The following is a 17,925-nucleotide window of genomic DNA, read 5'->3' as shown; positions in this document are numbered from 1 at the left end:
TGAATGTTTCTAATTTTTTATATTTTCCAACTTTTTTACATCGCAGATCTTCATTGCTCCACCGTTGCTTTCTAATAATCCCTCGTCTTTAAAATCAGTAAGATGCCTGCTTACGGATTCAGGCGAAATGCCGGCCAGAGAGGAAAGATTTTCGCGATTAAGCTCAAAGGTAATTTCATTCTTATTATCAGCTCTAAACTTTCCTGCAAAAAAAAGCAAGGCTTCCGCCACGCGTTTACGCGCCGAGTTATAAGCGAGTTTGATCAACTTATCTTCAGCAACAGTTAAATTTTTAGAAAGAAGTTTTATAAAAGTAATAGACATAGCTTTATCTCCGTATAGGTAATGCAGGAAATCTTGCTTAGGAACCATCACCACTTCAGAGTTCTCAATAGCCATTACCGATTCTTTGTGTTCCGAATCTTCGAGTAAAGCCGTATACCCAAAAAAATCACCCTCCTTTAGAAGGTCTATAATATAATCCTTCCCATACTCGTTCGATTTATAGATCTTTAATTTTCCAGACTTCAAAAAATAAAGTGAACCTGCTGAATCACCCTCAGAATAAACAAATCCTTTTTTTCGTATTTTTTTTATCGGTTTGTTCTCAAGTAGGATATGATGATCAGTCTGCTCATTTGACGATCCTGTATATTCCTGGCTTTCCTCCATGATCTTCTTTAAAAGACTGCTTTTTTTAATACGCGCTGAAACAATTTTTAATAAGCCATCTCCTGTATAAGGTTTTGTAAGATAATCGTCTGCTCCAAGATCCATCGCTTTCCTCATGTCAGACATCTCCGCCTTTGAGGTAAGGAAAACAAAGGGAATAGTGGCAGCACTGGGAATGTTTTGAAGGGCCTGCAGTACCCCATAGCCGTCCAGTACTGGCATATTAATGTCGCAAAGAATCAGATCAGGTTTATGCGTTCTAATTACTTCCAGCCCTTCTTTGCCATTGCAGCTGGTTATCGTGTCATAGCCCGCCAGTTGCAGAAGTTCAGAGGTATTCTCAAGCACTTCGGCGTTATCATCAATTATAAGAATTTTTTGTACCATGAATTCTTAATTTAGTTTATAGCACAATAATAATCATATACAGCCCGAAGGGTCCTGATCTGGGTCATATGCGTATATGATAGATGTCTTATTAACTTTCTATAAAAGGCGGGGATCATTCCTGATCCAGTGAAGTAACTGGTGTTAAAGATCTGGGGCGTAAAACATCTTTATTGTAGACATCTCTCCGGAAATTCAAATTTCCTGCCAGGTCAACCCAGGCCGTAAAATAATCAATGTAAACAGGTACTTGTTTCCTTAAAGCAATGGTGTAATTATCACCTCTACTTTCAATCACATCAACCAGTTCTTCGCTAATTAAGGGTTCTTCTGGTTCTAATAAGTAAGCTGCGAGCCCTAATGCATCTGATAACCGGATACAGCCCGAGCTAAAGATAGGCTCTTTGGCCTTAAAGAGTTCTTTTGCCGGCGTGTCGTGAATATATACATGATATGGATTCTGAAATAAAAATTTCACCTGCCCGAGTGCATTCCAGGGGCCAGGTTCCTGGATCAGCACAAAGGGTATATGCTGGGGAGAAATGTGTTGCCAGTCAATGCCATAACGGTCAATTTCTGTTTTGCTCCCATTTTTTTCGTAACGATACACCCGGATATGATGCTTTGGCAAATAGAGAGAATCTTTCCTGATCTCCGGCAAAATATCTTTTACTAAAATATTCTCCGGGATTGACCATTCAGGATTAAACACAATGTGGCTCAATTGAGAATGAATAGTTGGCGTTTTGCGGTAGTACCTGCCTACAATGGTTTTCATGCTTAGCACTTCCCTGTTATTTTCAACAACGCTCAATTTAAAATCTGCCACGTTTACAATAATGTAACGCCAACCCAGATCAGCCGGCATTGATGCCCATCGCTCCACGTTAACTTTCAGTTGTTCGAGCCGTCTTTCAGCAGGAATATTCATTGCCTCAATCGTTTCCACATCAATACATCCTGAAACCTTGCATCCATGATTTCTTTGAAAATATTCTAAAGCAAGCCGGAGCGGAGTATCGAAAGAATCTGATTTAAAACTAACATTCTTCAGGTACCACTCCTTCAATAGCCGTGCGTTCACAGCCTCGATAATTGGATCTACTTCCCCCTGTGTAAAACTCTTTTTGATTTTAGGAATACTTTTCCATCCGCCCAGCTTTTGCAGACTATCATATTTGGCTACATAATTTTGCAAAAGATAATACTGTTTATTTAAGCTGAAAGTATCTCCTGTCGATGGTTGCTGCGCTGCTACACATGCTCCAACGCAAACGCTCATGATCAACATTAACGCACGAATGTTCCTGTAAAAATAATTTACGAAGCGATTATTTTCGAAGTAGTACATAGTTTTCTCTTTTCAATGCTTTTACACTCTTTATGGATACACAAAGCAACACCGAAATAACCAAGAGCCGGATGATCTAGATCACCTCTTGAAATGATTGCCATCACGCGCTATAGGTGCATGCGACTTTACATTTGAAAAAAATTAGAATATGAAAATGACACGAAGGAGCCGTAAGCTACTCATGATTATTCCGGCTCTCATCGTGTTGTTCATCGTTTGCCTTCGCTACATCATCTGCCGGAGCGATCATGCGATCAGGTACTACGCCGGAAAATGGATGCCCGGAGAAAACACCAGTGCACAACAGTCAAGAGTTACCCGGGATAAAATGCTTACCAGGATCAAGCGTTTAGTTTAAGACAAATATGAAAAACCTTATAAAAAAAATTGCTGTAATGACTTCGGGTGGCGACGCTCCCGGGATGAACGCTGCCATCCGGTCAGTGTTAAGAACTGCCCTGGCACATGATCTTGAAGTGTGGAGTGTACACGGGGGATTTGAAGGTCTTATTGACGGTAACTTTTCAGAGATGGATTCCTTTTCCGTTAGTAACATTATCCAGCGTGGGGGTACTATAATTAAAACGTCAAGGAGCGAACGATTTAAAACGCAGGAAGGAAGAAAAGCTGCCTACTATCAGCTCACAAAGTCTGGCATCGATGGACTTGTAATTATTGGAGGCAATGGATCGTTTGCAGGCGCACACGCATTCTGTTCCGAATTTCCTATCCCTGTGATAGGTGTTCCAAAGACCATAGACAATGACGTTTACGGATGCGATTACACTATTGGTTTTGATACCGCCTGCAACACCGCTTTGGAAGCAATTGACAAGATCAGGGATACCGCAGATGCGCACAACAGATTGTTTTTTGTAGAAGTGATGGGGAGGGACGCCGGGCATATCGCCCTTCAATGCGGACTTGCTGCGGGTGCAGAAGCAATTTTAATTCCTGAAGATAAAAACAGTATTTCTGATCTTACTGCCTGCCTTGAAAAAGGATGGAAAAGAAATAAATCCTCGTTGATCGTGGTTGTTGCTGAAGGTGCGGTAAAAGGTGGGGTTATGGCCCTTGCTGCAGAATTAGAGGATCGCTTTAAACATTATGAAATACGCACTGCGGTACTCGGTCACATACAAAGAGGGGGTAACCCCAGCTGCTTTGACAGAACTCTTGCAAGTCTGCTTGGGAATGAAGCTGTAAAAGAAATGATGCAGGGAAAGACCGGGTTTGTAGTAGGAGTGAGCAATAACAGACTGATGTATACTCCTTTTTTGAAGGCTGCTACAGGTAGAAAAAAAATCAATAAACGTTTTGTAAATATCATTAAAGAACTTTCGTCCTGACCTGAGTGAGCAGAATCACCTTGTTTTGTGACCCTGCTTACGCTGTTGCGGCAAATGCCTCAGTAAATTTGATCCTGTAAAAAACCGAATTATGAAAACCTTACTTATACCAACCGATTTTTCGGAGAATGCTGAAAACGCATTACGTTTTGCTGCTTTGTTGGCGAAAAAGCAAAACGCAAAAATAATTCTGCATCATAGCTTTCAGGTGCCGATACCAATAGCAGAAATACCCTATGACATACTCAGAGAAGAAAAAGAGCAGTTTCATAAGGACTCGGAACGGAAATTAAAAACTCAGGCTGCCTTTTTTGAGCAAGAGGGATTAAAGAGCTATCGTTTTAATATCGGTGAAGGAAGCCCCGGAGACACCATTGTAGAGGTCGCAAAAGAAAACCGGGCGGACATGATCATTATGGGCACCAAAGGCGCTGATGGACTTGGAGATGCGTTTTTCGGCACAACGGCCACTTACGTGATGGAGCATGCGACCTGTCCCGTAATGGCTATACCTGCCGGTTTTCGTTTTAACAGACCGGTGAAAACAATCACCTATGCCACCGACTATCGCGAAAGTGACCTGGCAGATCTGGTTAAGCTGGCAGATTTCGCGGGATTATTCAAAGCACAGCTAAACGTGTTACATATTAGCGATACTAATTTGGAGCCACTTGAAGAACGCGCGCTCATGGCCGATTTTAAAAACAGGGTGACTAAGACGATCACCTATCCCTCCTTTTCTTTTCAACTCATAAGCGGCGACGATGTCGGAGAAAAGCTTGAAACGTATGTTGCAGAAGGTTGCACGGATATTCTTGGTATGTCAACTCACAAACGCAATTTTTTGGAACGGATCTTTGGAACAAGCACAACCCGTGAAATGGGGATTGACATGAAGATACCTATCATAGCCTTTCATTACGATAAAAAATTAACATCAAAACTCTATTAACATTCAAACACATGAAAAACCCTGGGATAGTAGTGTTGACCGGCTTTGGTATGCTGGCCATAGGCATGGGCTTAGGAAAGCTGGCTAACGCGATGGAGCCCTCCATTGAAACGGAATATATGAACACCACTATTTTCCGTTCAGTCACTGATCCCAAAATGGCATTCTACTGGTTTGTGCCTTTTATCACAGCCGGACTTATGTTATGGATCTGGAACCTGGCCAAACATCGCATAAAAGGTTACACATATAGTAGCAAAGGACTTAATTTCGGCTTGATCTACTGGGCAGTTACTATTCCGGGAATGATCATGTCTTATTGCACTTTCCAGCTGTCAGGCGCCATTGTTGTAAGTTGGGCCATTTCAAATCTTGCAGAAGCAATTTTTGCAGGAGTTGTTTATGCCCGGTTTCGTCCATAACAATTCTCTAAAGTAGTTTATGCCGCGGCGTAACAGGTAACTTTGATCGTTTCAAAAAAACACTTATAATGCACTTATTTTTGAGCGGCATTTTTCTTAAGGACAAGCTCCTCGCATAGCGTTCTGCCTTCCATTGCAACCGCTGGGAGCCTTTGCACTGTGACCCCTGCCTGCGATAAGAGTGCTTCGTTTTTATAGATCTCCCCCACAAGTACATAATTCTTTGACATGAGCCATTGCTTCTCCTGTTTCGTCAGACTTGTAAGACAGGTTAAAGGGTATAATCCTGTAGTATCGATAATATCTTTAAGACCATTATGAGAGGGATAGTCCCAACTTAACAAATTCATGCCCTGGCATTTTCCATAAGTAACGGCGTCCCCTGTGAACTTAGCGTTTGTAGCCACCCAGCCACTTACTTTTTCGAATTGGTTCTTAAATTCTGAATTTGCCAGCACATCTTCAAAACGTGCATGAATATAAAGCGGCGTTTTTATGTCAACTGCTATACCAGCTGTATTCCTGTATTTACATTCTACCAATACCACTTCTTTTTCTTTACGGGCGATCACATCAATTTCGTGGGTCACGCATTTACCCTGCAGGATCTGATCTACACAGGTCGTATAGTTTTGATGTTCAAAGATCTTGGCTATAAATTTTTCAAAAGGAAAACCTGAAGGCCCTAATTCCATAATGCCTTTTTTCAAATGATAGCGTGCGGCATTTGGCCTCGAGCTTTTTCGTAAAAGACGAAAGGCGAGACTATGTATGCGCTTGGTGCTGACACCTTGATATAACTCAGGCATCACCTGTTCAAGAATCCTTTCTATTTCTTCTTCACCAGCCTTTGCTCTTTCAAGAGAACGCCTTAACTTAATCATTGAAAAAGGCTCTTTCTTTCCGGACGACTTGGTCACGAATATGCCCTGCCTCATGATCCCGGCCTTTTGAATGATAGAATGTTTACCAATAGTAAAATCAGACTAATAATGAAGAAGATCAGGTCTAAGAAAAATACTACCGCATAAATAAAGACCAGTGAAAAGAAGGGCATGCCTGAAACATGTTTTTGCACATAGGGCGTATTAAAGGAGCTGATGGCAAAAAATAACAACAGAAATAAAATAACAAAAATAAAATGCAACATCACCAGCCAATGACGGGTCTTTAACTCTCCTTTAGAGGCCGTGTAATAAATTCCGGAGAGTGTAAGGGTATATCCGGAAAATGTGAACCAGCAGGTAGCACAACTTACAGTAAGTTGAAAATCACCTCCTAAGTCGAAATAAGCTTCCGGGTAATAATAGAAATAATTTATGCCTGCCAATAAGGTTATGAGCGAAATTCCTAAAAAGAAGATCTGAGGCTTTCGGAAAAATAATTTAAACATTTTCTTTCTTAATTATTTAAAGCATTAATTTTTCGTGAAGCGTAAGTAATGGAACAGTGGAGTGGAAAGCCATCTCTTTCGTTTGTCTTCCGACCATTACCCTCTCTATCAAACTATGGTGGTGCGGGATCATAACAATCATGTCCATATGTTTAGCTGCGACAAAATCACTTAGACCCTGCTGCACTGAAACACTTATGATCTGATGAATACTATGATCAAAGTTTCTGAAACTAGTACGAATGTTTTTATTATGAATAACATCTGCACCAGGTAAGGAGGCAGAAGAGATTACAACGTTCAAAACATAGATGTGGGATCTGTAAACCGAACAGACCTGTGAGAGAGGATGTAAAGTCTCTCTGCTAAATATCCCTTTACTGTCACTGGCAAAGACAATTTTCTTAGGATTTTTAAAACTTATGCTTTTGTCAATGGTTAAAACGGGAACCTCGCATTTTTGAATAAGACTTGTTGTGGTGCTACCCATTAATTTTTCTTTCAAAAAACCTTTACCCTGCATGCCCATAACAACAAAATCCACTTTTTGGCTCAGGCTGTATAAATAAATCTCATCCACGGGCACACCACTGGTGCAAACGGTTTCAATTTCAAGGTTTTTATTTCCTCGTTTTAAAAGAAGATCATTTTTAATGCGCTTTAACTTTTTAAGAATGTATGTTTCGGATTCAGCGGGGAGCGGAATTATCATGGGAACTTCCGACACTGGCACAGGAGGAAGATACACATGAAGTAAAACAAGTTTCGCTTTCATACGTTTTGCCATTTCTGTGGCATAGTTAATGGCATTTCTGGCCGCCCTTGAAAAATCTGTAGGTACTAATATTACTAATCCCATGAATTTATTTTTTAATTTTTTTTATTTCGAATAGTAAACCGGATCTCCATGAAGAGGTTCAATGTCTTTTTTAAACCTGTCAAGTAATGATGACTCTTCTACGGTCACCGGAGGATAGGCTTTTGCTACCTTTTCCATTACCCTTATAAAAGTTGTTTTTAGCGAAGGGCTTAAATAATGGCTATTTACCTTGATCTGATTTATGGCCCAGTGATAGGTGTCTTCCAGCGAACTCTGATCTTTATCCATTACCTGGAAAATAATCGAAGCAATATCGAAATCATAGTGCTCACGCTTCAGTTCGGCGTGCACCAGGTCAAAGAATTTTTGGCGCTCCTCTTTTTGCACTGCACCATCTGCCCTTGCAATGGCGTAAGCCATTAAACCAATGGCATAATGTAAATTCTCTTGTGGTCTCATTGTATTCATATATCAAAGATGCGCGCCTTTCTTACTAAGACCATTGACTTTGCTCACCGAAATGCATGATATCAGTCATACACCTGGAGAGAGTGATCTGAATCATAGAAAGGGAAAATAAAGATCATGTACATAAGGAAACGCAAAGTATATTTTTATAGAAAAAAACATGGAAACAATTATCGTAGGAACAGACTTTTCTTTGCCGGCACAAAACGCAGTAAATTATGCGGTTGGGCTCGCTAAACATTTTAGCGCAAAGCTCGTACTCGTAAATTCTTATTCGCTCCCCATAGCGGGATATGACTCCTTAGCGCCGTTAGATATGATTTCGACTTTGCAGGAAGCATCAAGGGTGAGTTTAAAATCATTGAAGGATGAGATTCTCAGAGAAAATTATGATTTTGGTGTTGAATGCTTTTCATACCTGGGCACTCCTTATGGTGCCCTTACAGATGCAGTGGCCAAATACAGTGGCGAGCTAGTTGTTATGGGCATGGTAGGGGAAGGCAGCTTTTTGAAACGTCACATTATGGGAAGCTCAGCTGTAAGCGTGGCAAGAGATCTGGAAATACCAACTTTTATTGTACCTGAAGCAGCCCGATACCGGAAAATAAGCAGCATTTGTTTTGCATGCGATATGGATAAAATTGAGGAAGGAACACTGCTTTACACGGCGAGAGATTTCGCGGACATTTTTGATGCAGAGCTTGAACTTGTAACGGTTGATGGCAATGATAAAGAATTGGTGTATGATAAATCCGAAACCTACGCGTTTGCAGAAAAACGCCTGCAGGGAATTAAGCACAAACAGGTGCATATCGAAGATAAGAATGTTTCAAAAGCTTTAGAGTATTATTTTAAATTTCACAAAACAGATGTGGTTATGGTTAACCCCCGAAAACACACCTTGCTTCAAAAACTTTTCACAGAAAGTGTTACCAAATCGCTCGCGTACACATTAGAAACTCCATTACTTGTAATTCATTAAACGTTTATTTAAAAGTTGGCTGGGGTAAACTCAGCCGGCTTTTAATTAACAAAACGAGAAGAATTGAACTAAATATAGCCAGGGTTAACATTATACCCGATAGTGTTATTACATTTTTGTCAAACGCTTTCGGACCTAAACTATTTAAAGCAGTGATGGTCAGATCCATCAGGAAAGCAAAAACGAGCAAAGGTCCCGCAAAAAAATACCCAAGTGAAGTATTTCTCAACAACAAAATTCCTGCAAGAAAAAAACCAGGTAAAGCAAAAGATAGATCAAGTACGTGAACAGGATTTGTAACCAATCCTGTTTCAATTAGCTCCTGGGGAATACTTTCGCGGCGGATCGCCGGTAAAATATCTTTAAGCCAGAGAATATAAAATATACCCGCTATTACTAAAAAATAAATGCCGGTTATTCGGGTAAATTTAATGCGATAATCCAGAACCTTTGGTTCGGTTATGGCTTTGTAAAGTGAATAAGAAAATAAATAAAAAGAGATGGCAAGGATGGCGCAATAGTGAACAAAGGATTTATTAAAGTGTACGTTGAAACAGTAAATTGTATAAGTATAAGCTAAGTACAGCAATACACCTGGCTGCAACATACCTCCAAGAGAAGGCTTTTTCAGAACAAGTAGTGAAGTGATCAGTAACGAAGGCATCACTAGAAACAGGTTAACCAGGTCCTGAGCATAACATTGCCAGCGCCATTCATCTGTTTCATTGTAATAAAAATCCGGATCAGATAGTCCCGCAACAGCAGAAATTACGATCAACATACAAACAATGCATGAAAGTAAGAAAGAGACATGCGATGGTTTTATACTCATGAGATTTATCGTTTTAAAACTCGGTTTACAGCTTTATTTTTTTTGTTTCGTCTGCTTTTTAAAATATTTTTTGAAAGGCCATGAGCCATGCAGAGCTGTCATATTTTCGTCAAAACTCTCTGCTCCTTTTTTTACTGAAAGAACGCCCTGATTAAGATTGTACACAAGCGTTGTGTCGGTTAGCAATTTCCCTGCCGAGCCTTCGCCACTTTTGAGTTTACGGATAACATACGAAAGGTCTTCCGAGATTTGTTTCACTGTGTCGCCTGCAAATTTCAAAGATTTAACCGCACTTCTTAAGTTAGAAGCTATCGCAGTGTCAGTAACCAACGAGCCAAGACTTCCCTCACCGCGCCTTACTTTTCCGGTAACGTTTTCCAAATTATCAATTACCCGAACTCCACCGGAACTCATCGTTTCTATATTTACAAAAGAGGATTTTACATTGGCAGCAATAACAGTATCCATTAAAATATTCCAAAGGCTGTTCTCGCTATTTATTTTATTGGTGATATGTTTGAGATTAGAAGTGATTACTTCCAGGTTTTGGTTAGTTATATCAAGGGTGCGTACCATCACATCCATTTCTACAGGTCGCAGGGTCTGCAGCATCTGGCCCTCTTTAATAACCGGTGCATCACTCGCCCCCGCATTAATGTTCACGAGTTTATTTCCCATCAACCCATCCGTGCCCACGGAGGCGATCGCATTGATTCGGATGAAAGGGTTCATATCATTTTGAATGACCATAACAACATATACTGAAGAATCATTCACAACCTTTACACTTGCTACGGTCCCTATGTCAATTCCAGCGAAACGTACATTGTTTCCTTTTGTAAGACCATTTACATTATAGAATCTGGCGGCAATGCGGAAGGTACTGCCAAACAAATTTTGCTTGTTACCTATAAAATACAATGCGGCAATTAAGGTCAGCAAAGCTGCCAATACAAATACGCCGACGCGGATATTTTGTTGTGCTGGTTTCATATTATTCGAAAAACATTTTTATTTTAGGATCCGACGATGTCTTTAGTTCTTCGTAAGTGCCCTGCGCGTAACATTTACCTTCTATCAGCATAACTATTTTATCTGCTACTATCTTAACGCAATTGATATCGTGTGATATGATTAACGAAGAGGTTGTGTATTTAGCGGCCAGTTCGCGCATGAGTTTACTTATTTCCCTTCCAGTAATTGGATCGAGACCGGTGGTGGGTTCATCGTACAAGATTATTTCGGGCTTCAAAATAAGGGTTCTGGCCAATGCAATCCGTTTACGCATGCCTCCTGATAATTCCGCAGGACGCATGTTGAGTGTGTGAAAAAGCCCGACACTGTTTAACACCTCTTTAATTAAGGCCTCTTCCTGATGCTTTGTGTATTTTTCTTTATGACGCCGCAGCGGAAACTCCAGGTTCTCTTTTACGGTCATGGAATCGTACAGAGCGTTGCTTTGAAAAAGAAAGCCAATGCGGCTTCTAAGATCATTTAGTTGTTCATGAGTTATTTCAGGAATGTTATTCCCAAGAACATTGATGATTCCCGAATCGGACTGGATCAGGCCAATTATACATTTGATAAGCACCGATTTCCCGGATCCTGATTTTCCCAAAACAACTACGTTTTCACCTTTTCTTAAACTGAAAGTGAAATCCGACAAGACATGGTTATCGCCAAATGATTTAAACACATGTTCTAACCTGATCACCGGCACTTCTGTGGCTGAAGTTTTGGTCTTTTTCTCTATTACGTCGTCAGTGATCATGTTAACTTTAATACGTCAATTATTTGCACGGCTATCAGATCAATTATAAACACCAGAAGCGAAGACACAACCACCGCAGAATTGGCCGATAAGCCTACACCTTCGGTACCCTTAATGGTTTTATACCCTTTGTAACATCCAACAAGACCAATAATGAAACCAAAGAAAAAAGTTTTAATAATAGAAGGAAACACGTCGCTGAAGGTAAGTGTGGCAAACACCTGACTCCAGAACAAGTCCCATTTTACAAGCCCATGAATATTTGTACCAAGGTAGGCGCCATACAAAGAAATAAAATCAGCGAGTATCACCAGTACCGGTATCATAAATGTGCTAGCCATTACCCGTGTTACCACCAGGTATTTAAATGGATTAGTCCCTGATACTTCCATTGCGTCGATCTGCTCCGTTACCTTCATAGACCCGAGTTCGGCGCCAATTCCGGATCCTATCTTTCCCGCGCAAATCAGTGCCGTTATCACTGGCGCTATTTCCCTTATTAAAGAAACAGACACCATTTTTGGAAGCCAGGCCTCTGCACCAAACTCAACCAAAGTAGGTCGGGATTGTATCGTAATGACTAGCCCCATGATGAAAGCTGTTATTGCTACCAACGGCAACGACTTATTGCCTATGAAATAGCATTGTCTCAGAAACTCCTGTATTTCGTACCTGGGACGAAACCCTTCTTTTAGGAACCTCCAACCGAAACGGGAAATCTCTCCGCATTCTTCCAGGAAAGATGTAAATGATGACCCTTTCATTAGATTTTTTTAGGCAAATGCTCAACGAGCTTTTGTGATTTATAACCGGAGTAAATTACATACGTGTTAACAACAAAACCTTTGCTTTTTCTATCAGTAGAAGAAATAGTAAAAACGATCATCTCATCTGCCGGATCTGTGTTTCCTTCAAATCTGTAAACCTCATTAATTGTGAATTTATTGCGAGATAAAGCCCTGCTTGTTTCCTGGCAGTGCAGGCAGTCCGTTTCATGATCCATTAAAAAATCAGAGGTATATGCTTTTTTAATCAGGGCGTTGATGGTCTTACTGGCCATGTCGTATGCAGGTAATAGGTCCATCACTTAAAATTATTCATGGATCGCTAGAACAGGTACATTGGCGGTGAAGCATACACGCTTTGTAACGGATTCGTTGAATAAATTATAAAGCACTGAATGCTTTTTGCTGATCACTGTAACAAGATCTGTTTGTTTGTCGCTGCAAAAATTCCTGATGCCATTTTCTATTGTTTTAGATCTTACTACTTTTACTTCTACAGGCGATTTATTGATCTTAACGAAACTGGTTTCTCGCGGGCTTAATACTTCTTCAGGGGTTCGCACATGCAGCAATTTTACCTGCGATTGAGTATTGGTCGAAAAGGCTTCCAGTAATTTTAACGATGAATTCTTAAGTTTTTCGGCATTATCTACCGCTAACAAGATTGTTTCAAGACGATGATCTTTGTAACGCTCCGGAACAATGATCACCGGGGCATTTATTTTTCCTGCGACTTTAACGCCATGACTTCCATAAATAAATCTCGAAATTCTGTCTTTGGCCTGGAGTCCCATCACCACAGCTGCAACCTTATGCCTGGCAACGAAAACCTCCAGCTCCTCTTCAAAAGCACCAGTGGTTGTTAAAGCACTTATTTTAAGAGAGGGAAATTCTTTGACAAGATCTTTAATAAATTCATCCACTTGCTTCTCGCTTGTCTTTTTTACAGACATGTAAGAGATCCCATACAAACCCGAATTTGAATGTAAGACCGGCGCCTGAAAGAGATTAAATATAGTTAGCTTGCAATTGAGTTTTAATGCCAGTAAAGCTGCATATCTACAAGCATTTTGTGATGAGGGTGTAAAATCTGTTCCCGCGATTATTGCTTTCATCGGTTTTAGTTTTACTTCAAAAATACGCTTGCAGTAAGCACAGCATCGTGATGTAGGTCTGCTAATTAAGTGATTAATGTCACTATTACTCACATGCCAATCCATTTATAATATTAAAAACACTGACGGTAGATTAGAATCACTGCTTAAAGACTTTTTTTATTAGAAGATAATGTAAGCGAGCTTGATACTATGTTTAAAGCAGCAGTAAAAAAATAGAATATCTTTGTATACACTATAAAAAAGGCGATATGTAATAGACTGCCCTCAAAAAGTTAGAGACTTAATGGGGGTATTTTTATGTTTAAAAGAAACAAGTACAACTACACATTAAAGCTGAAGGGCTTTATGCGCTTATGTCAAACAAAAAAGGATTGAGCAAAGCTCAATCCTTTTGTATTTATCTGCGGAGAAATAGGATTAGCTCCGCAGATCCCAATCACTCCCAGAGTCATAATTCAAAAGGCGGCTTGTGAAAAACAAGCCTTCATTTTTGTTTGCCATTTCACGCATTAAAGCTGAAGGGCTTTATGCGCTTATGTCAAACAAAAAAGGATTGAGCAAAGCTCAATCCTTTTGTATTTATCTGCGGAGAAATAGGATTAGCTCCGCTGATCCCAATCACTCCCAGAGTCATAATCCAAAAGGCGGCTTGTGAAAAACAAGCCTTCATTTTTGTTTGCCATTTCACGCATTAAAGCTGAAGGGCTTTATGCGCTTATGTCAAACAAAAAAGGATTGAGCAAAGCTCAATCCTTTTGTATTTATCTGCGGGTAACGAGGGAGAAATATCTAACTTTTTTATATGGGATTTAGAGAAAATAATTGAGTTTCAGCATAAATCCGTCAAACTATAGTTATTATTATTGTTTTGCACCACCATACCCTTTAACAGTAATTTTTTCATGATAGATTATTCGTTCCTTTATTTCTTTCGTTAATAGCTTCTTCAGTATCAGGCATTAGAAAAGATATACCGGAATAAACTGTTTCCTGCATACGATTGACAACTGGTCGGAAGGTTTCATTATATTTTTTGAACGCTATTTTGTAGTCTTCGTTTTCAGCCATTGCGTCTGCAAGTATTGTAGCGCCATGCATTGCCAATGTGCTTCCCATACCTGTTGGAAAAGCAGGTGCGTAACCCGCATCGCCAATCAACGCAACTCTTTCATTCGTCCAGTTTGGCATTTTTATTTGACAGCCCTGACTGAGATAAAAATTTTTACTGTTTTTAATTTCTTCAATGAGATGCGGAACTTTCCATCCTATACCTTCAAAAGCATTTATGACAATTTTCTTTTGAGCTTCAATATCTTTAAAATCATAAGTTATTTTCTCGCCGGCCTTAAAAGTAAGGATAGCATCCGCTATACCACTGTTGTAATAATACACAGCTGCCATTGTGTTTGGAGTATTATACATTTGGCAATAGTTTAACTCCCCCAGACTTTTATCGACCGGCAAAATAGAAAAGTAAAAATTTAAAAAATGAGCAAATTGATCCTCAGGTCCAAATACTAACTTCCGAACTCCCGAATGAATACCATCGGCCCCAATAACAAAATCAAACTCTTCAATTGCTTTATCTTTAAATGTAACAGTGACTTTGTTGTGATCCTGCTCAATGGCTGAAATGTGATTATTAAATTTATATATCACATCGCCCTGTGCTACTGAATAAAGAATATTTACCAAATCATCTCTACGGATTTCAGTATCATCGCCGGGCCTGATAGCCCCAATTTCTTCAACTAGCATGAGTCCCTGCTTTTCATTGTCAGCATTCATAAACTGAAGTCCTTTTGTTTGCAACTTGGCGGCTTTAATGGCTTCAAGTATATTCATACGTTTTGCTATATCCAATGAATCGCCACGCACATCAATGGGTGATCCACCCAAACGGGGTGCTGGTCCGATTTCCACCACTGTTACTTTGTAACCATAACGATTCATCCAATAAGCCATTGTTAACCCTGCAATGCTTGCCCCTGAAATTAATACTGTTCTTTTCATATTCTTTAATTTATAAGGCAAAATTATTTGTATTTTTATTGATAAAATAGCCTTATTAATTGTATTAATAGTCGAATAAATCAAATGAAAGCAAACGACTTACAGAAGTTTCTTGAGCTGGGTAAAAAACTTGGGGTTGAATATTCTTCTGGAATCAGGGAGCAGGTAACTAAATTGGGGTTTATTAATTTGCAGGTTTACGACTATTTACCAGACATGGCGATGATGATAAGAAGCCTTGTTTCAAAAGAAGATTTTTTATTTCAAAGGAAGATCTCCCGTAATTTTGAACCTAGCTTGTTGATCTCTTTTAATAATATTTTTGATGATGAACTAATACCCGACGAAAATTCTGGTCATACATTAATTGAAGAAATACCGCATGTGCAAATACGAACTTTGAATTTGTACGACGAAATTAAATTTGAAAAGAATTTACACAAAAAGCAGATTGTAATTTTAGTAACCTTAAAGCATCTACGGGAACAACTTAAAGATGACAAGCATTTTTTTGAGCTTTTTGAGGAAGACACCGTGTTTTGGATGGAAGAAATAATGTCTGAAGACATCATAAGAGTAGCCAATGAACTAACAAGAACAAAAGATGCTAAACTTGAAAATTTCTTTTTTAAATTAAAAACGCTCGAACTAATTTATTTTTTATTTCGTGATCTCAAAAAACGTAAAGACATTAAGCAGAAAGACTTAACGGCAAAAGAGGTGCTGTTAATTTACAAAGTAAGAGATGTATTGACAAAACGCTTGGATACACCAGTACCTGTATCAAAATTGGTAAAACTGGCAGGCATGAATGAACTAAAGCTGAGAAAATTATTCACCCAGGTTTTTGGGATGGGCATTTACGATTACTATCAACACATTCGCATGAAAGAAGCAGCCAGGCTACTTAAGGAAGATAACCTTTCCGTATCTGAGGTAGGTTATAAATTGGGCTTTAGCAACCTAAGTCATTTTGGAAGAGTATTTGAACAACATATTGGCGTGAAGCCCAAGAAGTGGAGTATGCTATAAATGCTGATTTGCAGAAAGCTAAAAAGCCACCTGTGTAAACAGATGGCTTTTAAAGGTAATAAAAGTAAGCGGAAAGAAAGTTACCCAGTTCGAACCTACAACCATTAAATTTATTGGAATCCAGACGATTACAAAAAGCCATTTCGCCGCACAAAATCGAGCGTACCGATTTTAATAAGCCCATTGATTTTTTGGTGAGTGATTTAACAGCAATTAATGATTTTATACACTTCGTTGAAGCTGAACCTTATCTTACACATTAAAAAATCGACAGCATCAAACGAGTGGCTTTTAAAAAGGTCTAGGATTTTCGTAGAATAAACATCTAATAAATAACAATTCGCATATTTTCTCTAATTGTTTTCCAAATAATGCTTGTTTTTATAAAAAATATAAGCTTAGTGTTTCAGCCACTTTTTTTTCTTGAAATAAATAAATGGGAGAATTGCAGACAAAATCATTACCACAAGTATAATAGGATATCCAAATGAAGATTTGAGTTCAGGCATATGTTCAAAGTTCATCCCATATACGCCTGCAATTAATGTTGGCAAAGAGATACACACAGTAACAACGGTAAGCATTTTAAAAATATAATTTTGTTCGAGATCAATCTTGTTCGAGACATTTTCCTTTAAGTCATCTAAGCGATCAAAATTAAATTGAATGTAATCAGAAACAACCGAAAGATCGTTAAGCTCAGTTTCTATCGTATCTTTAATGTCTATTTTTTGTTCCCACGTACTTTTCTTGTACAAATTGAAAACTCTGGTGGTTTCGATTAAGGATTCTTTTATGAGCAGGTTATTGAAATTGCATCTTGTAATAAGATCCATCACGTCATTGGAAAATTTCTTATCCAATAAAATGGTGCTTGACAGTGCTTTTACCTTTTTTGTTTCGCTTTCTGTGATGTCAGCGAAATAGTCAGAGATAAACTCCATATGGAATTTTAAAACATCTTTTGTTTCTGAGAATTTTTGCATTTGAGAATATTTGCTTGAATAGTTTTTATTAATGAAAACATCCACTTCTGAATTTGAAAAGAAAAAAAGGCCTTTGGAAGTAATTATAAAAAAGATAGGAGCTTCGACAAGCACCTTTTCTTCCTTATAATATGGCAATGAAATGTGAAATGCCACCTGATCTTTTCCAGCTAATAAGTGAGAACTGATTTCAATGTCTTCGAAATTTTTCATGATAGACAAATCCGCACCGAATTTTTCCTCTACCCATTTGATTTCCTGAGGTGTGTAATCGATAAATTGGATCACATGAAAATCTAAATTATTAGAAATCTCGTCGGTGTTATTGACCTTAATTATTTGGCTGTTCTTTAATAAAATTTCTATCATAACCTCACGTCTAAATTTCTGCAAAAATCGCACTATTACTCCTAACTTTCACATTCTTTTTACATATTAAGCTCAACTAATAATTGTTAGGTACGCTCCGTCGAAGAATTGTTGTCGCCAAGCAAGAAATTGCGGTGATTTGGATCAATGGATTTTTAAAATTATAGTAGTCAATAACGTCTATAATATTGGACGGCGTAAAGTAGTGGTCGAACCTAGA

General features: G+C 38.9%; 19 protein-coding genes. 5 read left to right on the top strand and 14 right to left on the bottom strand.

The window, feature by feature from the left end:
- Positions 1–9: 9 nt before the first annotated feature.
- Together CNR22_01610 and CNR22_01605 are read right to left on the bottom strand one after the other, a co-directional pair.
- The gene (locus CNR22_01610; protein PBQ30516.1) at positions 10–1,059 is read right to left on the bottom strand and encodes a transcriptional regulator; all 1,050 of its coding nucleotides are present in this window, start codon (positions 1,057–1,059) and stop codon (positions 10–12) included.
- Positions 1,060–1,174: 115 nt separating this feature from the next.
- Entirely contained in the window at positions 1,175–2,410 is a 1,236-nt protein-coding gene (locus CNR22_01605) for a hypothetical protein (protein PBQ30515.1), read from the bottom strand.
- Between the two features lie 368 nt (positions 2,411–2,778).
- Between CNR22_01605 and pfkA the strand changes: the two genes are divergently transcribed.
- The 3 genes from pfkA to CNR22_01590 all read left to right on the top strand — a co-directional run bounded on the left by pfkA (position 2,779) and on the right by CNR22_01590 (position 5,136).
- Positions 2,779–3,762: a 6-phosphofructokinase gene (gene pfkA / locus CNR22_01600; protein ID PBQ30514.1), complete on the top strand. Its 984-nt coding sequence runs from the start codon at positions 2,779–2,781 to the stop codon at positions 3,760–3,762.
- A gap of 91 nt (positions 3,763–3,853) precedes the next feature.
- Positions 3,854–4,714, top strand: a complete 861-nt coding sequence (locus tag CNR22_01595) for a hypothetical protein (GenBank protein ID PBQ30513.1) — start codon at positions 3,854–3,856, stop codon at positions 4,712–4,714.
- A gap of 11 nt (positions 4,715–4,725) precedes the next feature.
- Positions 4,726–5,136 (top strand): hypothetical protein, encoded by a 411-nt coding sequence (locus CNR22_01590; GenBank protein ID PBQ30512.1) that lies wholly within the window; start codon positions 4,726–4,728, stop codon positions 5,134–5,136.
- A gap of 74 nt (positions 5,137–5,210) precedes the next feature.
- On the opposite strand, the gene CNR22_01585 is transcribed toward CNR22_01590, so the two are convergent.
- The 4 genes from CNR22_01585 to CNR22_01570 are packed head-to-tail and all read right to left on the bottom strand — an operon-like array spanning position 5,211 to position 7,817.
- A complete protein-coding gene (locus CNR22_01585; GenBank protein PBQ30511.1) occupies positions 5,211–6,074 on the bottom strand; it encodes an ATPase in 864 nt (287 codons plus the stop codon).
- A complete protein-coding gene (locus CNR22_01580; protein PBQ30510.1) occupies positions 6,071–6,529 on the bottom strand; it encodes a hypothetical protein in 459 nt (152 codons plus the stop codon). Before CNR22_01580 ends, CNR22_01585 begins: the two co-directional genes overlap by 4 nt.
- Before the next feature lie 16 nt (positions 6,530–6,545).
- Entirely contained in the window at positions 6,546–7,388 is an 843-nt protein-coding gene (locus tag CNR22_01575; protein ID PBQ30509.1) for a hypothetical protein, read from the bottom strand.
- Between the two features lie 21 nt (positions 7,389–7,409).
- Complete coding sequence (locus CNR22_01570; GenBank protein PBQ30508.1) at positions 7,410–7,817, bottom strand: hypothetical protein; 408 nt, start codon at positions 7,815–7,817, stop codon at positions 7,410–7,412.
- 160 nt (positions 7,818–7,977) lie between these two features.
- Here CNR22_01570 and CNR22_01565 point away from each other — a divergent pair, with 160 nt between their 5' ends.
- On the top strand, positions 7,978–8,799 hold the full coding sequence (locus tag CNR22_01565; GenBank protein PBQ30507.1) for a hypothetical protein: 822 nt from the start codon (positions 7,978–7,980) through the stop codon (positions 8,797–8,799).
- A gap of 4 nt (positions 8,800–8,803) precedes the next feature.
- Here the strand turns inward: CNR22_01565 and CNR22_01560 are convergent, their stop codons facing one another.
- The 7 genes from CNR22_01560 to CNR22_01530 all read right to left on the bottom strand — a co-directional run bounded on the left by CNR22_01560 (position 8,804) and on the right by CNR22_01530 (position 15,318).
- A complete protein-coding gene (locus CNR22_01560; protein ID PBQ30506.1) occupies positions 8,804–9,580 on the bottom strand; it encodes a hypothetical protein in 777 nt (258 codons plus the stop codon).
- Positions 9,581–9,664: 84 nt separating this feature from the next.
- Positions 9,665–10,624, bottom strand: coding sequence for a hypothetical protein (locus CNR22_01555; protein PBQ30505.1), 960 nt, complete (start codon positions 10,622–10,624; stop codon positions 9,665–9,667).
- 1 nt (position 10,625) lies between these two features.
- Positions 10,626–11,402 carry an ABC transporter ATP-binding protein gene (locus CNR22_01550; GenBank protein PBQ30504.1) on the bottom strand — a complete coding sequence of 259 codons (777 nt, stop codon included), beginning with the start codon at positions 11,400–11,402 and terminating at the stop codon, positions 10,626–10,628.
- On the bottom strand, positions 11,399–12,166 hold the full coding sequence (locus tag CNR22_01545) for an ABC transporter permease (protein PBQ30503.1): 768 nt from the start codon (positions 12,164–12,166) through the stop codon (positions 11,399–11,401). Before CNR22_01545 ends, CNR22_01550 begins: the two co-directional genes overlap by 4 nt.
- Entirely contained in the window at positions 12,166–12,486 is a 321-nt protein-coding gene (locus tag CNR22_01540; protein ID PBQ30502.1) for a phosphoribosylpyrophosphate synthetase, read from the bottom strand. The genes CNR22_01545 and CNR22_01540 overlap by 1 nt, the downstream gene beginning before the upstream one ends.
- A gap of 9 nt (positions 12,487–12,495) precedes the next feature.
- Positions 12,496–13,407, bottom strand: coding sequence for a hypothetical protein (locus CNR22_01535; protein ID PBQ30501.1), 912 nt, complete (start codon positions 13,405–13,407; stop codon positions 12,496–12,498).
- Positions 13,408–14,205: 798 nt separating this feature from the next.
- Positions 14,206–15,318 carry an FAD-binding monooxygenase gene (locus tag CNR22_01530; protein ID PBQ30500.1) on the bottom strand — a complete coding sequence of 371 codons (1,113 nt, stop codon included), beginning with the start codon at positions 15,316–15,318 and terminating at the stop codon, positions 14,206–14,208.
- 84 nt (positions 15,319–15,402) lie between these two features.
- Between CNR22_01530 and CNR22_01525 the strand changes: the two genes are divergently transcribed.
- Positions 15,403–16,350: an AraC family transcriptional regulator gene (locus tag CNR22_01525; GenBank protein ID PBQ30499.1), complete on the top strand. Its 948-nt coding sequence runs from the start codon at positions 15,403–15,405 to the stop codon at positions 16,348–16,350.
- A gap of 398 nt (positions 16,351–16,748) precedes the next feature.
- Here CNR22_01525 and CNR22_01520 read toward each other — a convergent pair whose 3' ends face one another.
- A complete protein-coding gene (locus CNR22_01520) occupies positions 16,749–17,705 on the bottom strand; it encodes a magnesium transporter (protein ID PBQ30498.1) in 957 nt (318 codons plus the stop codon).
- Positions 17,706–17,925: the final 220 nt, after the last annotated feature.

Source organism: Sphingobacteriaceae bacterium (assembly GCA_002319075.1).
Lineage (GTDB): Bacteria > Bacteroidota > Bacteroidia > B-17B0 > Aurantibacillaceae > Aurantibacillus.
The sequence above is the reverse complement of the archived record's forward strand: the minus strand, read 5'-3'. Positions and strand labels throughout refer to the sequence as shown.

Bases quoted from the DNA above. Each gene is read 5' to 3' on its own strand.
- CNR22_01610 (PBQ30516.1), bottom strand. From the start codon at position 1,059: ATGGTACAAAAAATTCTTATAATTGATGATAACGCCGAAGTGCTTGAG.
- CNR22_01605 (PBQ30515.1), bottom strand. From the start codon at position 2,410: ATGTACTACTTCGAAAATAATCGCTTCGTAAATTATTTTTACAGGAAC.
- pfkA (PBQ30514.1), top strand. From the start codon at position 2,779: ATGAAAAACCTTATAAAAAAAATTGCTGTAATGACTTCGGGTGGCGAC.
- CNR22_01595 (PBQ30513.1), top strand. From the start codon at position 3,854: ATGAAAACCTTACTTATACCAACCGATTTTTCGGAGAATGCTGAAAAC.
- CNR22_01590 (PBQ30512.1), top strand. From the start codon at position 4,726: ATGAAAAACCCTGGGATAGTAGTGTTGACCGGCTTTGGTATGCTGGCC.
- CNR22_01585 (PBQ30511.1), bottom strand. From the start codon at position 6,074: ATGAGGCAGGGCATATTCGTGACCAAGTCGTCCGGAAAGAAAGAGCCT.
- CNR22_01580 (PBQ30510.1), bottom strand. From the start codon at position 6,529: ATGTTTAAATTATTTTTCCGAAAGCCTCAGATCTTCTTTTTAGGAATT.
- CNR22_01575 (PBQ30509.1), bottom strand. From the start codon at position 7,388: ATGGGATTAGTAATATTAGTACCTACAGATTTTTCAAGGGCGGCCAGA.
- CNR22_01570 (PBQ30508.1), bottom strand. From the start codon at position 7,817: ATGAATACAATGAGACCACAAGAGAATTTACATTATGCCATTGGTTTA.
- CNR22_01565 (PBQ30507.1), top strand. From the start codon at position 7,978: ATGGAAACAATTATCGTAGGAACAGACTTTTCTTTGCCGGCACAAAAC.
- CNR22_01560 (PBQ30506.1), bottom strand. From the start codon at position 9,580: ATGTTGATCGTAATTTCTGCTGTTGCGGGACTATCTGATCCGGATTTT.
- CNR22_01555 (PBQ30505.1), bottom strand. From the start codon at position 10,624: ATGAAACCAGCACAACAAAATATCCGCGTCGGCGTATTTGTATTGGCA.
- CNR22_01550 (PBQ30504.1), bottom strand. From the start codon at position 11,402: ATGATCACTGACGACGTAATAGAGAAAAAGACCAAAACTTCAGCCACA.
- CNR22_01545 (PBQ30503.1), bottom strand. From the start codon at position 12,166: ATGAAAGGGTCATCATTTACATCTTTCCTGGAAGAATGCGGAGAGATT.
- CNR22_01540 (PBQ30502.1), bottom strand. From the start codon at position 12,486: ATGGACCTATTACCTGCATACGACATGGCCAGTAAGACCATCAACGCC.
- CNR22_01535 (PBQ30501.1), bottom strand. From the start codon at position 13,407: ATGGATTGGCATGTGAGTAATAGTGACATTAATCACTTAATTAGCAGA.
- CNR22_01530 (PBQ30500.1), bottom strand. From the start codon at position 15,318: ATGAAAAGAACAGTATTAATTTCAGGGGCAAGCATTGCAGGGTTAACA.
- CNR22_01525 (PBQ30499.1), top strand. From the start codon at position 15,403: ATGAAAGCAAACGACTTACAGAAGTTTCTTGAGCTGGGTAAAAAACTT.
- CNR22_01520 (PBQ30498.1), bottom strand. From the start codon at position 17,705: ATGATAGAAATTTTATTAAAGAACAGCCAAATAATTAAGGTCAATAAC.